Annotated in this window: 13 protein-coding genes; all 13 read left to right on the plus strand. The window is 71.3% G+C overall.

The window, feature by feature from the left end; translation table 11 throughout:
* Nucleotides 1-22: 22 nt before the first annotated feature.
* Complete coding sequence (carA, locus tag QN141_04880) at nucleotides 23-1,075, plus strand: glutamine-hydrolyzing carbamoyl-phosphate synthase small subunit (protein ID MDR7557806.1); 1,053 nt, start codon at nucleotides 23-25, stop codon at nucleotides 1,073-1,075.
* Nucleotides 1,059-4,226 carry a carbamoyl-phosphate synthase large subunit gene (gene carB / locus QN141_04885; GenBank protein MDR7557807.1) on the plus strand — a complete coding sequence of 1,056 codons (3,168 nt, stop codon included), beginning with the start codon at nucleotides 1,059-1,061 and terminating at the stop codon, nucleotides 4,224-4,226. Before carA ends, carB begins: the two co-directional genes overlap by 17 nt.
* A gap of 251 nt (nucleotides 4,227-4,477) precedes the next feature.
* Nucleotides 4,478-5,551, plus strand: coding sequence for an N-acetyl-gamma-glutamyl-phosphate reductase (argC, locus tag QN141_04890; protein MDR7557808.1), 1,074 nt, complete (start codon nucleotides 4,478-4,480; stop codon nucleotides 5,549-5,551).
* Nucleotides 5,552-5,568: 17 nt separating this feature from the next.
* Complete coding sequence (argJ, locus tag QN141_04895; GenBank protein MDR7557809.1) at nucleotides 5,569-6,792, plus strand: bifunctional glutamate N-acetyltransferase/amino-acid acetyltransferase ArgJ; 1,224 nt, start codon at nucleotides 5,569-5,571, stop codon at nucleotides 6,790-6,792.
* A gap of 8 nt (nucleotides 6,793-6,800) precedes the next feature.
* Nucleotides 6,801-7,712, plus strand: coding sequence for an acetylglutamate kinase (gene argB, locus QN141_04900; GenBank protein ID MDR7557810.1), 912 nt, complete (start codon nucleotides 6,801-6,803; stop codon nucleotides 7,710-7,712).
* Nucleotides 7,690-8,895, plus strand: a complete 1,206-nt coding sequence (locus tag QN141_04905) for an acetylornithine transaminase (protein MDR7557811.1) — start codon at nucleotides 7,690-7,692, stop codon at nucleotides 8,893-8,895. Before argB ends, QN141_04905 begins: the two co-directional genes overlap by 23 nt.
* Before the next feature lie 20 nt (nucleotides 8,896-8,915).
* Complete coding sequence (locus QN141_04910; protein ID MDR7557812.1) at nucleotides 8,916-10,151, plus strand: argininosuccinate synthase; 1,236 nt, start codon at nucleotides 8,916-8,918, stop codon at nucleotides 10,149-10,151.
* A gap of 9 nt (nucleotides 10,152-10,160) precedes the next feature.
* A complete protein-coding gene (gene argH, locus QN141_04915) occupies nucleotides 10,161-11,615 on the plus strand; it encodes an argininosuccinate lyase (GenBank protein MDR7557813.1) in 1,455 nt (484 codons plus the stop codon).
* A 5-nt stretch (nucleotides 11,616-11,620) separates the two neighbouring features.
* Nucleotides 11,621-12,091 carry an arginine repressor gene (locus QN141_04920; GenBank protein ID MDR7557814.1) on the plus strand — a complete coding sequence of 157 codons (471 nt, stop codon included), beginning with the start codon at nucleotides 11,621-11,623 and terminating at the stop codon, nucleotides 12,089-12,091.
* 57 nt (nucleotides 12,092-12,148) lie between these two features.
* The gene (locus QN141_04925) at nucleotides 12,149-14,239 is read left to right on the plus strand and encodes an HDIG domain-containing protein (GenBank protein MDR7557815.1); all 2,091 of its coding nucleotides are present in this window, start codon (nucleotides 12,149-12,151) and stop codon (nucleotides 14,237-14,239) included.
* A gap of 8 nt (nucleotides 14,240-14,247) precedes the next feature.
* A complete protein-coding gene (ybeY, locus tag QN141_04930; protein MDR7557816.1) occupies nucleotides 14,248-14,676 on the plus strand; it encodes an rRNA maturation RNase YbeY in 429 nt (142 codons plus the stop codon).
* Nucleotides 14,673-15,194, plus strand: coding sequence for a diacylglycerol kinase (locus QN141_04935; protein ID MDR7557817.1), 522 nt, complete (start codon nucleotides 14,673-14,675; stop codon nucleotides 15,192-15,194). The genes ybeY and QN141_04935 overlap by 4 nt, the downstream gene beginning before the upstream one ends.
* 13 nt (nucleotides 15,195-15,207) lie before the next feature.
* Nucleotides 15,208-15,966, plus strand: coding sequence for an amino acid ABC transporter ATP-binding protein (locus tag QN141_04940; GenBank protein ID MDR7557818.1), 759 nt, complete (start codon nucleotides 15,208-15,210; stop codon nucleotides 15,964-15,966).
* Nucleotides 15,967-16,026 lie beyond the last annotated feature (60 nt).

Genomic DNA, 16,026 nt, shown 5'->3' on the forward strand with positions numbered 1-16,026 from the left:
CCTGATCCGGGCTCCGTTTTTCATGAGCGCCTGCCTCGTCCTCGAAGACGGTACGGTCTTCCGCGGTGTCCGCATCGGCCGACGGGCCGACGCCGGCGGCGAGGTGGTGTTCACCACCAGTATGACCGGGTATCAGGAGGTGGTGAGCGACCCCAGCTACCGGGGCCAGATCGTCGCCATGGCCTATCCCCTGATCGGCAACTACGGGTTCAGCCCCGCGGCCTGGGAGGCGCCCGGTCCCCACGTGGCCGGCTTCGTCGTCCGGGAAGGCTTCGGAGAACTGGACGCTTTCTTGCGGCAGCACGGGGTCAGCGGGCTGGCCGAGGTGGATACCCGCCGGCTCGTGCGGCACCTGCGGGAGCACGGTCTGCAGCGCGGGGTGATCACCGACGAGCCGGGGCCCGACGCCGTCCGCCGCGCCGCCGGCGTGGTCCCGCTCGGCGAGCGGAACCTCGTGGCCGAGGTTTCCGGCGCGCAGATGCGGGTCCTTCCCGGTCCGGGGCCGCGCATCGCGGTCATCGACTGCGGCGTGAAGGCCGGCATCATCACGGCGCTGCGCCGCCGGGGGGCGGAGGTTGTGCTGTGTCCCTACGACAGCGATGCCGCCTCCATCGCCGCCGTGCGTCCCGCCGGCGTGGTGGTGTCCAACGGTCCGGGCGATCCCGCCGTGCTGGCGACGACGATCAGGACCGTGGGCGACCTCCTCGGCGCCTATCCGCTGCTGGGGATCTGCCTGGGGCACCAGCTGCTGGCCCTGGCCGTGGGCGGGCGCACGTACAAGATGACCTTCGGTCACCGGGGCAGCAACCAGACGGTGCGGGAGATCGCCAGCGGGCGCGTCATGATCACCACGCAGAATCACGGCTACGCCGTCGATCCGGCCCTCCCCCGCGAGGTGGAGATCACCCACATCAACCTGAACGACGGTACCGTGGAGGGCCTGCGCCACCGGCACCTGGCGGCCTTCTCCGTCCAGTTTCACCCCGAGGGCCGTCCCGGGCCGGGCGACGCCGAGGAGCTGTACGACCGCTTCCTGGAGATGGTGCGGGAGGGCCGCCGTGCCGGCGCGCGCTGACCTGCGCAAGGTGCTGGTGATCGGTTCCGGCCCGATCGTCATCGGCCAGGCCGCGGAGTTCGACTACTCCGGCACCCAGGCCTGCCGCGCCCTGTCCGAAGAAGGTCTGGAGGTGGTGCTCGTCAACAGCAACCCGGCCACGATCATGACCGACGTGGAGACTGCGGACCGTGTCTACGTCGAACCGCTGCTCCCGGAGGTCGTGGCGCGAATCCTCGAGCGCGAACGGCCGGATGGACTGCTGGCCACGCTGGGCGGCCAGACCGCGCTCAACCTGGCCCTGGCCCTGAGCCAGCAGGGCCTGCTGGCCGAGCTGGGGGTCGAGCTGCTGGGCACGCCCATCGGCGCCATCCAGGACGCGGAGGATCGGGACCGCTTCCGGTCGGCAATGCTGCGGCTGGGCCAGCCGGTGCCGGCCAGCGGCAGTGCCACCACCGTCGCCGAAGCCCTGGAGGTCGCGGAAGCGATCGGCTATCCGGTCGTGGTCCGGCCGGCATTCACCCTGGGGGGGACCGGCGGCGGGACCGCCGGGGACGCCCGGGAGCTCGCCCTGCTGGCCCGACGCGGCCTGGGCAGCAGCCCCATCGGCCAGGTCCTCGTTGAGCAGTACCTGGGCGGCTGGAAGGAGATCGAGTACGAGGTCATGCGGGACGCCGCGGGGACGGCGATCACCGTCTGCAACATGGAGAACGTGGACCCGATGGGGGTGCACACCGGGGACAGCGTCGTCGTGGCGCCGTCGTTGACCCTCAGCGACACCGACTACCAGCGCCTGCGCGCCGCGGCGCTGCAGATCATCGCCGGGCTGGGCATCGCCGGAGGCTGCAACATTCAGTTTGCCCTCCACCCCGAAAGCGGTGACTACCGCGTCATCGAGGTGAATCCGCGCGTCTCCCGCTCCTCGGCGCTGGCCAGCAAAGCCACGGGCTATCCCATCGCCCGCGTGGCGGCCAAGATTGCCGTCGGGCTCCGGCTGGACGAGATCCCCAACCGGGTCACCGGGGCCACGATGGCCGCTTTCGAGCCGGCCCTCGACTACGTCGTGGTGAAGATCCCGCGGTGGCCCTTCGACAAATTCCCGATCGCGGAGCGGCGCCTGGGCACCCAGATGAAGGCCACGGGGGAGGTGATGGCCATCGGCCGGACCTTCCCCGAGGCGCTGCTCAAGGCCCTGCGCTCCCTCGACCTTCCTGTCCAGGGACTGCTCCACCCGGAGTGCGGTCGCTGGAGCGACGACGACCTGGAGGAGCTGATCCGCGAGCCGACCGACCTGCGCCTGTTCGCCCTCGCCGAGGCCCTGCGACGGGGGATGACCGTGGAACGGATCGCCGCGCTGTCGCAGATCGATCCCTACTTCGTGACCAAGATCGCCGAGATCGTCGCCGCGGAGCGTGCGCTGGCTGCGGGGAGGGGATCGCTGCGGGAGGCGAAGCGCCTGGGTCTGCCGGACGCCACCATTGCCGCCCTCACCGGAGGGCGGGAGGACGAGGTGCGGGCGGCGCGCCGGGCGCAGGGGCTGCGTCCCGTGTTCAAGGTGGTGGACACCTGCGCCGGGGAGTTTCCGGCCCGCACGCCCTACTTCTACTCGACCTATGAAGAGGAGGACGAAGTGCCCCCCGCGGCGCGGACGTCGGTGATCGTCCTCGGCTCCGGTCCTATCCGGATCGGGCAGGGCATCGAGTTCGACTACTCCACGGTGCACGCCGTCAGAGCCCTCCGGGAGGCCGGCTATGCGGCGGTGATCATCAACAACAACCCGGAAACGGTGAGCACGGACTTCGACATCTCCGACCGCCTGTACTTCGAACCGCTGACCCTGGAAGATGTCCTGCATGTCGCAGAGCGGGAACGGCCCCTGGGGGTCCTGGTCCAGTTCGGCGGCCAGACGGCGATCAATCTGGCCGGCCCCCTGGCCGCCGCCGGCGTGCCCATCCTGGGGACGCCGGTTGAGGCGCTGGACGTCTCGGAAGACCGGGAGAAGTTCTCCGCCCTCCTCGCTGCCCTGGAGATCCCCTGCCCCGAAGGCGGTGCGGTGACCTCGCTGGAGGCGGCCAGGGCGTTGATCGCCCGCCTGCGGCCCCCGGTGCTGGTGCGGCCGTCCTATGTGCTGGGCGGACGGGGGATGGAGATCGCCGGGACGGCGGACGAGGCGGTGGCGGCGGTCAGAGCGGCGCTGGACGCCGCTCCGGGCTACCCGGTACTCATCGACCGCTACATCGCCGGCCAGGAGCTCGAACTCGACGCCGTGGCGGACGGCGTGTCGGTCCTCATCCCCGGGATTATGGAACATGTCGAACGGGCGGGTGTCCACTCCGGCGACAGCATCGCCGTCTTCCCGGCGCACTCCCTGCCCGCGGCGGTCGAGGATCGGGCCGTGGAGATCGCCGCGCGGCTGGCCCGCCGGCTCGGCATCCGCGGCTTCCTCAACCTGCAGTACGTGTACGATGGCGAGCAGCTCTACGTGCTGGAGGCCAATCTCCGCAGCAGCCGCACGGTGCCCTTCGTCAGCAAGGCGGTGGGCGTGTCGCTGGTGCAGATCGCCACCCGTGTCATGCTGGGCGATACGCTGGCCGACCTCGGATTCCCCGGAGTCCACCGGCTGGCTCCTCCGACGCGGGTCGCCGTCAAGGCTCCCGTGTTCTCCATGGAGAAGCTGGGAGGCGCCGAGGCCGCGGTGGGGCCGGAGATGAGGTCCACGGGCGAGGTGATGGGGATCGACGCCGACCCCGTCGCGGCGATGTGCAAAGCCGTGGCCGCCGCCGGCTTCGCGGTCCGCGAACGGACCGTGCTGGCCTCGATTGCCGACCGGGACAAGCGCGATGCGCCGGAGGTGCTGGCCCTGTTCGCCCGGGCCGGGTTCCGGATTCTGGCCACGCCCGATACGGCGAGGGCGCTGCGGGGAGCGGGTCTGGAGGTGGAGGCCGTCTCGTCCGAGGAGGCGTTCGCGGCCGTCCCCATCGGCCTCGTGGTGAATACGCCCACGCGGGGAGGGGACCCCCGGCGGGACGGCTTTCAACTGCGGCGGCGGGCTCTGGACCGGCGCATCCCATGCCTCACCTCGCTGGAGACGGCCCGCGTCGTGGCCGAGGCGCTGCAGCACGACCTCGGACGGACGACGATCGAGCCCCTGGCCGGCGTGCCGTTGGACTGATCACGGGGCGCCGGCCCTCCGCCGCGCCGCCCGCCCGCGACCTCAGCGCAGCATCACCGGTCCTTTCGGCGTCTGCAGCAGGGCGCGCAGTCCGATCCGCGGAGCCCTCCGCACCCGCGCCTCGACGCCCAGGGCGCGCAGGGCGCCGCGGAGCGCCGCCGGGTCGGGGTGCAGGAGCTCGAACCGTTGCCCCCGGCCTCCTGCCGGCGGCGGACCGCGGGGGCAGTTGCATTTTTATCCACAATCCTGGTATGATTATGCACACTCTCTCCACGGGGCACACGGCGGTGAAGATCAGGGTCAGCATCATCGGAGCATCGGGATACGGCGGGGGCGAACTGGCCCGGCTGCTGAGCGGCCATCCGGAGGTAGACCTCGTGCACCTGGCCGCGGAATCGCACGCCGGGGAAGCGCTGGCCGACCTCCATCCCCACCTGCGGGGTCTGCTGGACCGGAGGACGGTCGGCGCAGATCTCGACCGCATCGCGCGGGACTCCGATATCGTCTTCCTGGCCCTGCCCAACGGCAAGGCCATGACCATGGCGCCGGCCCTCCTCCCCCGCGCCCGGATCATCGACCTGGGCGCCGACTTCCGCTTCCGGGATCCGGCGGTCTACGAGCGCTGGTACCGGCAGCCCCATGCCGCGCCGCAGTTGCTGGACGGCGCCGTCTACGGACTGACCGAATATCGCCGCGCGGCGATCCGGAGCGCGGCCATCGTCGGCAACCCGGGCTGCTACCCCACGGCCGCGCTTCTGGCCATCCTGCCCCTGGTGCAGTCCGGTCGTGTAGAGACCTCCGGGATCGTCCTCGACGCCAAGTCCGGGGTCTCGGGAGCGGGACGGACCCCGACCATGGGCACACACTTCTCCGAGGTCAACGAAAACGTCGCCCCCTACAACGTCGCCGCTCACCGCCACACCCCCGAGATCGAGCAGGAGCTCACCCTCGCCGCCGGCGGGCCGGTGGCGGTGACCTTCACGCCCCATCTCGTGCCGATGACGCGCGGGATTCTGGTCACGGCCTATCTGCGCCGCAGGGACGGGCTGAGCACCGAGCAGGCCACGGCGATCCTGCAGGAGGCCTATGCCGGGGAGCCCTTCGTGCGCGTGCTCACGGATCGCCTGCCCCAGACCAAGGCCACCAGCGGCAGCAACTTCTGCGACCTGGCCGTCCGGGTGGACGCGCACAGCGACATGGTGGTGGCGATGGCGGCCCTCGACAACCTGGTGAAGGGCGCCAGCGGCCAGGCCGTCCAGAACATGAACGTGATGCTGGGGTTGCCGGAAGAGCTCGGACTGCGCGCCCCCGGGTTGTATCCGTGAACAGGGGAGGGCAGGCCATGGCCACGATTCTCGACGGACAGCAGCTGGCCCGGATCGACGGGGGGGTGACCGCCCCCCGAGGCTTTCGCGCCGCGGGCATCCACTGCGGGATCAAGGCCGGGCGCAAGGATCTGGCGCTGATCGTCTCCGAGACCCTGGCCTCTGCGGCGGGGATGTTCACGACCAATGCGGTGAAGGCCGCGCCGGTGCTCGTCAGCCAGGAGAAGATCCAGTCCGGCGTGGCCCAGGCCGTCATCGTGAACAGCGGCAACGCCAACGCCTGCACCGGCCCGCGGGGAGAGGCCGACGCGCGGGAGATGACGCGCCTGACGGCGGAGGCGCTGGGGATCGCGGAGGAGTTCGTCCTCGTCGCCAGCACCGGGATCATCGGGGTCCCCCTGCCGATGGACGCGATCCGTTCCGGCATCCCGCGCCTGGCTTCCGCGCTGAGCGCGGACGGACGGGACGCCGCCGAAGCCATCCTCACCACGGACGCCTTTGTCAAAACCTCGGCCGTGCAGCTCCGCCTCGGCGAGCGGGTGGTGACCATCGGGGGGATGGCCAAGGGCGCGGGGATGATCCATCCCCGGATGGCCACGATGCTGGCCTTCCTCACCACCGACGCCGCCCTGTCGCCGCCGCTGCTGCGCCAGGCGCTGCGGCAGGCCGTGGACCGGTCCTTCAACGTCATCTCCGTGGACGGCGACACGAGCACGAACGACTCCGTCTTCCTCCTGGCCAACGGTCAGGCCGGGGGCGCGCCGCTGACCGCGGACGACGCCGCCTTCGACCGCTTCACCGAAGCGCTGACCGTCGTCGCCGCCGATCTGGCCCGACTCATCGTCAAAGACGGCGAGGGGGCCACGAAACTCATCACCGTCACCGTCCGGGGAGCCCGGTCGCCCGCCGACGCGCGGCGCGTGCTGTCCGCGGTGATGACTTCGCCGTTGGTCAAGACGGCGATCTACGGCGGCGAGCCCAACTGGGGGCGGATCCTCGCCGCGGCCGGTCGCTCGGGCGCGGCGTTGATCCCCGAACGGGTGGAGATGGCCATCGCGGGAATTCCGGTCGTCTCCGGAGGGCAGGGGCTGCCGGGGGCGCTGGCCCCCGCCGCGGAGGCGATGGCACAGCCCGAGTACGAGATTGTGCTCGACCTCCACCTGGGGTCGGGCGAAGCCACCGGGTGGACCTGCGACCTGAACGAGCGCTACGTGAAGATCAACGCCGGCTACATGACCTGAACCTGGCCATGGTGCTGCAGAGTTCCGACGCCGTCCACCTCGGCGGGTCCCTGGCCCGGGCCCTGCGGTATGTCAACGCCTGGAAGGGCCGCACCGTGGTCGTGAAGTACGGGGGCAGCGTGCTGTCCGCCGCCGACCAGGGCACGGTCGTGGGCGACCTCGTCCTGCTCCAGGGCGCGGGGGTCCGTCCCGTCCTGGTGCACGGCGGCGGCCCCGAGATCACCCGCGTCCTGGAGCGTTTCGGCAAGGAGAGCCGGTTCGTCAACGGCCTGCGGGTCACCGACGCCGAGACGATGGAGATCGTGGAGATGGTCCTGGCCGGCCGCGCCAACAAAGCCCTGGTGTCGATGATCGCCCGGGCCGGCGGCGCGGCGGTGGGGATCAGCGGCAAGGACGGCAACGTGTTCCAGGCCCGCCGGCTCGATCCCGCCCTGGGCCAGGTCGGCGAGATCGAGCGGGTGGACACGGCATTGATCAGGGTGCTCTCCGAAGCCGGCTACATCCCCGTGGTGGCCTCCATCGCCGGCGGGGCCGACGGCGAGAGCTACAACCTCAACGCCGATACCGCGGCGGGCGCGCTGGCCGCGGCGCTGGGCGCCAGCAAGTTCATCCTGCTCACGGATGTGCGGGGGGTGTATGCCGGCCCTCCGGAGGACGGCGCCCTGCTGTCGGTGCTGCGGGCCGCTGAGGCGGCGCGGCTCATTGCCGAGGGCGTGATCTCGCGGGGGATGATCCCCAAGGTGCAGGCCTGTCTGGACGCGGTCGCCGCCGGAGTGCCCACGGCCCACATCATCAGCGGGTCGTTGCCCCACGCCCTGCTGGTGGAGCTGTTCACGGAAGAGGGCGTGGGAACGATGATCGTCGCCGATTCCGCCGAGGGAGGCGGGGAGCAGAGCCATGGACACGCCGACCACGACTGACCTGACCGCGCACTACCTGATGAACACCTATCGCCGGGCCCCCGTCGCCTTCCGGTACGGGCAGGGTTGCTGGCTCACCGACCTGGAGGGCCGCCGCTACCTGGACTTCATCGCGGGCATCGCCGTCTGCGCCCTGGGCCACAACCACCCGGCGCTCACCGAGGCCATCCAGACGCAGGCCGCCCGCCTGCTTCACGTCAGCAATCTCTTCCTGATCCCCGAGCAGGCGGTCCTGGCCCGGCGCCTCGTCCAGCACTCCGGGCTCGACCGCGTCTTCTTCTGCAACAGCGGCGCCGAGGCCAATGAGGCCGCGATCAAGCTGGCCCGGAAGTACTGGCACGATCGGGAGACCCATCGATTCGAGATCATCGTGGCCGAGCGGTCCTTTCACGGCCGCACCCTGGGGACCCTGGCCGCCACGGCGCAGCCCCGCTACCAGCGGGGCTTCGCCCCGCTGCCGCCGGGGTTCGTGGTGGTGCCCTTCAACGACCTGGGGGCGCTGCGGGCCGCGGTGACGCCGGCCACCGCGGCGATCATGCTCGAGGTCGTCCAGGGAGAGGGGGGCTACCGCCTGCCCTCGCCGGACTACCTGCCGGCGGTCCGCCGGCTGTGTGACGAGCGGGGGGTGCTGTTGATCCTCGACGAGATCCAGACCGGCGTGGGACGGACGGGCCGCTGGTTCGCCTGGGAGCACTACGGCGCGCGGCCGGACATCATGACGCTGGCCAAAGGACTGGGAAGCGGTGTGCCGATCGGCGCCCTGCTGGCCAGGGAGGCGGTGGCCGCCGCCTTCCAGCCGGGCGACCACGGCTCCACCTTCGGGGGCAACCCGCTGGCCTGCGCCGCGGCCCTGGCCGTGGTGGAGACCATCGAGCGCGACGGTCTGGTGGCCCATGCCGCGGAGATGGGGGCGTACTGCGTGGAGCGGCTGCAGGACCTGGCCCGGCGCCGGCCCGTGATCGCCGAGGTCCGCGGGATGGGGTTGATGGTGGCCGTGGATCTCGCCGTGGACGCCGCCGGGATCGTGGCCGCCTGTCGCGAGCGCGGGCTCCTCCTCAACGCGGTGCAGCCCAGGACGCTGCGTCTGGCGCCGCCGCTCACCGTGACGACGGCCGAAGTGGATCAGGCGGTGGAGATGCTGGGAGACGTTCTGGCCGCCGTGGAGCGGCCCGCGGCGACCTGAGGGGGGAGGCCGAAGAAGTCATGACGGGCGTGCACAAGGTTGTCCTGGCGTACAGCGGCGGGCTCGACACCTCCGTGATCATCCCGTGGTTGCGGGAGCACTACGGGGCCAGGGTCATCGCGGTCATCGTGGACGTGGGACAGCCCGAGGACATCGCCGCGATCCGGGCCAAGGCCCTGCACAGCGGCGCCGAAGCGGCGGTGGTGGTGGACGCCAAGGAGGAGTTCGTCTCCGAGTACTGCTTCCGCGCCCTGCGGGCCAATGCCATCTATGAGGGCCAGTACCTCCTGGGCACCGCGCTGGCCCGGCCGGTCATCGCCAAGGCCCAGGTCGAGGTGGCGCTGGCCGAGGGGGCGGACGCCGTAGCCCACGGGTGCACCGGGAAGGGCAACGACCAGGTCCGGTTCGAGCTCGCCTACAAGGCCCTGGCCCCGCAGCTGCGGGTGATCGCCCCCTGGCGCGAGTGGACGCTCGCCTCCCGCGAGGAGGAGATCGAATATGCGGCGGCCCACGGCATCCCGGTGCCGGCGACCAGGGAGAAACCCTACAGCGTCGACCAGAATCTCTGGCACCGCAGCGCGGAGGCGGGCCTGTTGGAGGATCCCTGGCGCGAGCCGCCGGAGGAGGTCTACGCGTTGACCACCGCCCCGGCGCAGGCGCCGGACGAGCCCGCGTACGTGGAGATCACCTTCGCAGAGGGCATCCCGGTGGCCGTGGACGGCCGGCCCATGAGCGCCGCCGCCATCGTCGCCGCACTGAACCGGTTGGGGGGCGCCCACGGCGTGGGGCGCACCGATCTGGTGGAGAACCGGCTGGTGGGGATCAAGTCCCGCGGCGTGTACGAGACACCGGGCGGAACCATTCTGGCCGCGGCGCACCGCGACCTGGAGACCATCACCCTCGACCGGGATACTCAACACTACGCGGCGCTGATCGCGCCCCGCTACGCGGAGCTGGTCTACTACGGCCAGTGGTTCTCCCCCCTCCGTCAGGCCTTCGACGGGTTCTTTGCCGCCGCCCAGCGGACGGTGACCGGCACGGTGCGGATGAAGCTCTTCAAGGGCACCTGCACGGCGGTGGGAAGGCAGTCGCCCTACAGTCTGTACCGGCAGGATCTGGCCACCTTCGGAGCGGATGCGGTGTACAATCAGAAGGACGCGGAGGGCTTCATCAACCTGTGGGCCCTGCCGTCGCAGGTTTTCGCGGCGACCAACCCGGCGCTGATTCGCAAGGGGTTGCGCCATCCGGTGAAGTAGCCCGTCATTGTGAGCACCGACAGTCCGCGCCGGATGTGGGGCGGTCGCTTCGCCGAGCCGCTGGATCCGGAGCTGCTGGCTTTCACCTCCTCCTTTGGCGTCGACCGCCGCCTGCTGCGGTGGGATGCGCTGGCCAGCATCGCCCATGCCGTGGGCCTGGGGGAGGCCGGCATCCTGCCCGCCGGCGAGGTCCAGGCGCTCGTCGACGGACTGCGAAGCATCATTGCCGATTTCGATGCCGGGCGTCTGGAGATCGCCGGCGCGCACGAAGACGTCCACTCCTTCCTCGAGGCCACCCTCTATGACCGGATCGGCGCGGCGGCGGGGCGGCTGCACACCGGACGCAGCCGCAACGACCAGGTGGCGACGGCGTTCCGCCTGGCCGTGAAGGAGGGCCTCCTGGCGCTCGTCGGCGACGTGCACGGGCTGCTTGCGACCACGGTCGACCGCGCGCAGGGCGCGGTCGACGACATCCTGCCCGCCTTCACGCACCTCCAGCACGCGCAACCGGTCCGGCTGGCCCACCACCTGCTGGCCTACTTCTGGATGCTGGATCGCGACGTGGACCGCCTGGCCGACGCCTTCCGGCGCACCGACGCCCTGCCCCTGGGCGCCGCCGCAATCGCCGGAGCGTCGTTCCCCCTCGACCGCCGGCGCACGGCCGAGCGGTTGGGGTTTGCCCGCCTCACCGAGAACAGCATCGACGCCGTCGGAGACCGAGACTTCGCCGTCGAGGCGGCCGCCGCCGCGGCGCTGCTGTGCACCCACCTGTCGCGCTGGGCGGGCGAGCTGGTCCTGTGGGCCACGGACGAGTTCGGGTTCCTGACGTTGTCCGACCGGGTGGCCGCCGGGAGCAGCATCATGCCCCAGAAGAAGAATCCCGATGCCGCGGAGGTGATCCGCGCCCGCGCCGGGCGCGTGCTGGGCGATCTCACCGTGCTGCTGGCGCTGCCGAAGGGGCTGCCCGCCGGGTACCACCTCGACCTGCAGGAGGACAAGCCGGCCGCCTTCGACGCCCTGGACACCGCCCGGGCCTGCACCGGGGCGCTACGCCGGTTCCTGACCGGCGTGCGCTTCCGTCCCGACCGGATGGCGGCGGCCGCGGCCCGGGGCTGGCCGACGGCCACCGAAGCGGCCGACTACCTGGTCCGTCGCGGCGTGCCGTTCCGCGAGGCGCACGCGTTGGTCGGTCGCCTGGTCCGTCGCGCCGAGGCCGCCGGCGTCCCTCTGTGGGAGATGCCGCTGGAGCTGTGGCGGGAGGTTTCGCCGTTGTTCGAGGCCGACGTGCTGGACGCGGTCACCCTGGAGGCCGCGGTCGAGTCCAAGGATGTCCCGGGAGGCACCGCCCGAGGGCGCGTGCTCGAGCAACTGGAGCGCGCCCGCGCGCGGGCGAAAGAGATCGAGGCCTGGATGACCGCCGCCGGGCGCGGCCTGGCCGCGGCGCAGACCCTGGCCCGAGCCTGACGACGATGGCCGCCCCTCCGGCCTCGGAACGCAGCCGGATCATCCGCCGGATCCTGCGGGAGGAAGCCGTTGCCACCCAGCTGGACCTGGTGCGGGCGCTGCGGCGCCGCGGCATCGTCGTCACCCAGGCCACGGTGAGCCGCGACATCAGACGGCTGGGGCTGGTCAAGGTGCCCGGCCCCCACGGTCCCCGCTACGCCCTCGCCGTCGAGCCTCCGCGGCCCGTGGGTCCGCAGCGGTTCGGCGCGGTGATGGAAGAGTTTGCCCGCGAGGTGATCGTGGCCTGCGGCCTCGTGCTCGTGAAGACCGTGCCGGGAGGCGCGGCGCCGGTCGCCCAGGCCATTGACGATATCCACTGGCCGGATGTGGCCGGGACGCTGGCCGGCGAGGATACCATCATCGTCGTGCCGCGCCGTCAACGCCTGGCCGGAACCGTGGCCCGCCGGCTGCGCGGATGGCTGCCTTCGTCGCCCTGAGCCCGGGTCGCCACCCGGCGGCCCCCCCGCCCTTCGGGGTATAATGGTCAGGACCGCATGAGCGACGCACGAGCGAAGTGGATCGCTTCGTCGTGGTCGCGTCGGCTGCTGATCGGCGCCGGCACGTTCTTCGCGCTCACGCTCCTGACAGGGGTCCAGTACCTGTGGCCCCGGTCCGACCTTGTCGCCGGTCAGGTCAGCCCCCGCGACATCGAGGCGCCCCGCACCGTCGACTACATCGACCGCGCGGCCACCGAGGCGCTGCGCCGGCGGGCCGCGCAGAACAGCCAGCCCGTCTACGCCCAATCCCCCGAGATCAACGCCCGAGCCCAGCAGACTGTGGCCCGGACCTTCGCCGCGATCCTGCGGGCGCGCGCCGAGGCCGGGGCGGACCTCCCCGCCGGGGCGGCGCTCCTCAGGCGGGAGGCGCCGGTACGGCTGGATGAACCGGCGGTGATGGCCGCCCTGACCCTGGACCCTGCGCAGTTGACCCTGGCCCGGGACGCCGCCGCCGCAGTCGTGGAGCGGACGATGGCCCGGGGCATCCGCTCCGGAGAGCTGCCGCGGGCGCAGGCGGAGGCCCGGGTTCACCTGCGGTCGCTGCCCGTGGCCGGCCGCGCCCTGACCCTGGCCAGCGCCGTGGTGACCTCCGCCCTGCAGCCCAACCTCGTCGTGGACCAGACCGCGACCCAGCTGGCCCGCCGGCGGGCGATGGAGGCGGTGGAGCCGGTGCGGACCCGCATCCTGCGCGGGGAGATCATCGTCCGGCGCGGCGAGGTCGTCACCGAAGCGCACCTGGAGAAGCTGGCGGCCGAGGGTCTGGCGTCGCAGCCCTTCTCCTGGCTGCGCCTGCTCGGCACGGCCTCGGCCGTGCTGCTGTTGCTGCTGGTGAGCTACGCCTACATGCGGCAGTACCAGCCCGAGATCTGGTCCGAGGATCGCCTGCTGCTGGTCTGGAGCCTCGGAGTTGTCCTCACCGTAGCCATGGCCCGTATCATGGTGACGCGCTTCAACCCCTACCTGCTGCCCTCGGCGGCCGGCACGATGCTGATCGCCGTGCTGTTGCGGCCGCGCCTGGCTCTGTACACCGCGGCGCTGTTGAGTCTCCTGGCGGCGATGACTGCGGGAGGGGATGTGCGCCTCGGCCTGGTGACCTTCATCGGCGCGACCGTCGGCGTCTACGCCATCAAGCGCATCAGCCACCGCACGGACCTGGTAGTGGCCGGATTGCGCGTGGGCGTGGCCAACGCCCTGATTGTCGGCGCCGTGGGTCTGGCCGACCAGCTGCCGGTGTTCCCGCACCTGCTCCGGGACGCGGCCTACGGGCTGGGCAGCGGCGTGCTGGTGGGCATGATCGCCATCGGCGCGTTGCCCTATCTAGAGAACCTCTTCGGGCTGGTCACGCCGATCAAGCTTCTGGAGCTGAGCAATCCGGGCCACCCGCTGCTGCGGCGCCTGCAGCTGGAGGCTCCGGGCACCTACCACCACAGCATCATGGTGGCCAACCTGGCCGAGGCCGCGGCGGAGGCCGTGGGCGCGGACAGCCTGCTGGTGCGCGTCGGCACCTACTACCACGACATCGGCAAGATCCGGCGCCCCGCCTTCTTCGTGGAGAACCAGGTGGGGATCGAGAACCCCCACGACCGGATGGCCCCGTCGCTGTCGGCGCTCACGGTGCTCGCCCACGTCCGCGACGGGCTGGAGTACGCCCGGGAGGCGAAGCTTCCCGCGCCGGTGGCGGCCTTCATCCCCGAACACCACGGGACGAGCCTGATCACCTACTTCTATCACCAGGCCAGAGAACGCGGCCCGGCGGAGGAGGAGGCCTTTCGCTACGAGGGCCCCAGGCCGCAGAGCCGCGAAACGGCGATCGTCATGCTGGCCGACGCCGTGGAAGGTGCCGCCCGGGCGCTGCCCCGGCCGACCCCCGACCGCATCGCCCAGGTCGTCCGCCGGATCATCCGCGAGAAGCTGGAAGACGGCCAGCTGGACGAGTGCGATCTGACCTTCCGCGACCTCGACCGCATCGCCGAAGTGTTCACGCGCCTGCTGGCCAGCATGTACCACCCGCGCGTCGAGTACCCCGAACTGGAGCGCGACCTATCCTCCCGCCGCACGGCGAGGTCCGCGGCCGCCCGCCAGGCGTGAGGGTGTCGGTGGTGGTGGAGGTCCGTCCTCCCGGGATCCGTATCGACCGGCTGCGTCGCCTCGTCCGGCACGTGCTGCGCCGGGAGCAGTCGCGGCGTGAGCCTGCGGCTCGCGCCGCCACAGTGACTGTGGCGCTGGTATCCGACGGGACGATCCGTCGCCTCAATCGAAGGTTTCTTGGGAAGAACCGCGCGACCGACGTCCTGGCTTTTCCGGGAGACCCACCGCACCTCGGCGACGTCGTGATCTCCGTTCCCCGGGCTCGAATGCAGGCGCGCAGGGCGGGCCACGCTCCCGCCGTCGAGGTTGCCCTGCTGGCGGCGCACGGGACGCTGCACCTGCTCGGGTATGACGATCGCTCGCCCCGTCAGCGGGGCAACATGTGGCGCAGGCAGGTCAGGCTGCTCGGCGAACTGGGTATGCGGGTGCGGCGATGAGGGAACGGCCGGCCGGGCTGTGGGCGGGGCTGAGGGAGGCCTTCCGCTACGCGGCGAGCGGGCTGCACTATGCGGTGCGCACGCAGCGGACGTTCCGCATCCAGCTCCTGTGCGCCGCCCTGATCGCGCTCCTCACCTTCTGGTTGCGTCCCGGGCCGCTGGGGACCGCGTTGGTGGCCCTGGCCCTCTTCGGGGTCCTGGCCAGCGAACTCATGAACACCGGCGTGGAGGCCATCGTGGATCTGCTGGTGGAGCGCAACCACCACGAACTGGCGCGGCGGGCCAAGGATATTGCCGCCGCCGCCGTGGTCACGGCGGTGGTGGGGGCCGTCATCGCCGGCGCGCTGGTCCTGGGTCCGCCGCTGGCCGCGCGGCTGGGGGTCAGCCCGCGGGGGGCCCAGATTCTGGCCTGGGGCGGGGTCCTCCTGGTGGTGGCGGCCGGTACAGGGGCCGTGCTGGGGCTGCTGCGCCGGCCCGTCCCGGACGAAGACGGAGGACCGGGGCGACGGACGTCGTAAAGGGTGGCGCGCCATGGCCGGAGGCCGCGACGGGAAGCCAATCATCATCCTGGAGGACGTGCACAAGTGGTTCGGCCGCCTGCACGTCCTGCGCGGCATCAGCCTGCAGGTGAACGCCGGGGAGGTCGTCGTCATCGCCGGGCCCTCCGGGTCGGGCAAGTCGACGATGATCCGCTGCATCAACCGCCTGGAAACCCATCAGCGGGGGCGGATCATCGTGGACAACATCGAACTCACCGACGATGTGCGCAACATCGACGCTGTCCGCAGCGAGGTGGGGATGGTCTTCCAGTCCTTCAACCTCTTTCCGCACCTCACCGCACTGCAGAACATCACCCTGGCGCCGATCAAGGTCCGCCGGTGGCCGCGGGAGCGCGCCGAGCGCGTGGCCATGGAACTGCTGGAGCGGGTGGGCATGCCGGACAAGGCGCACAGTTACCCGGGACAGCTCTCCGGGGGACAGCAGCAGCGCGTGGCCATTGCCCGGGCCCTGGCCATGCAGCCGAAGATCATGCTGTTCGACGAACCCACCTCGGCCTTGGATCCGGAGATGATTCAGGAAGTGCTCGATGTGATGCGCGGGCTGGCCCGGGAGGCGGGGATGACGATGCTCGTCGTGACCCACGAGATGGGCTTCGCCCGCGAGGTGGCCGACCGCATCATCTTCATGGACGAAGGGGTAATCGTGGAGGAGGGCGTCCCCGAGCACTTCTTCGCCAACCCTACCCACCCGCGGACGAAACTGTTCCTGTCCAAGATCCTGCACCAGTGACGCCGCCCGGCGGTATGCCGCCGCGGTGCGTGGTATAATAACCACGCGTTGCCTGCTCCA

It is taken from the genome of Armatimonadota bacterium (assembly GCA_031459765.1).
GTDB lineage: Bacteria > Sysuimicrobiota > Sysuimicrobiia > Sysuimicrobiales > Kaftiobacteriaceae > Kaftiobacterium > Kaftiobacterium secundum.

Bases quoted from the DNA above. Each gene is read 5' to 3' on its own strand.
- carA (MDR7557806.1), top strand. From the start codon at position 23: ATGAGCGCCTGCCTCGTCCTCGAAGACGGTACGGTCTTCCGCGGTGTC.
- argC (MDR7557808.1), top strand. From the start codon at position 4,478: ATGATTATGCACACTCTCTCCACGGGGCACACGGCGGTGAAGATCAGG.
- argJ (MDR7557809.1), top strand. From the start codon at position 5,569: ATGGCCACGATTCTCGACGGACAGCAGCTGGCCCGGATCGACGGGGGG.
- argB (MDR7557810.1), top strand. From the start codon at position 6,801: ATGGTGCTGCAGAGTTCCGACGCCGTCCACCTCGGCGGGTCCCTGGCC.
- QN141_04905 (MDR7557811.1), top strand. From the start codon at position 7,690: ATGGACACGCCGACCACGACTGACCTGACCGCGCACTACCTGATGAAC.
- QN141_04910 (MDR7557812.1), top strand. From the start codon at position 8,916: ATGACGGGCGTGCACAAGGTTGTCCTGGCGTACAGCGGCGGGCTCGAC.
- QN141_04920 (MDR7557814.1), top strand. From the start codon at position 11,621: ATGGCCGCCCCTCCGGCCTCGGAACGCAGCCGGATCATCCGCCGGATC.
- QN141_04925 (MDR7557815.1), top strand. From the start codon at position 12,149: ATGAGCGACGCACGAGCGAAGTGGATCGCTTCGTCGTGGTCGCGTCGG.
- QN141_04935 (MDR7557817.1), top strand. From the start codon at position 14,673: ATGAGGGAACGGCCGGCCGGGCTGTGGGCGGGGCTGAGGGAGGCCTTC.
- QN141_04940 (MDR7557818.1), top strand. From the start codon at position 15,208: ATGGCCGGAGGCCGCGACGGGAAGCCAATCATCATCCTGGAGGACGTG.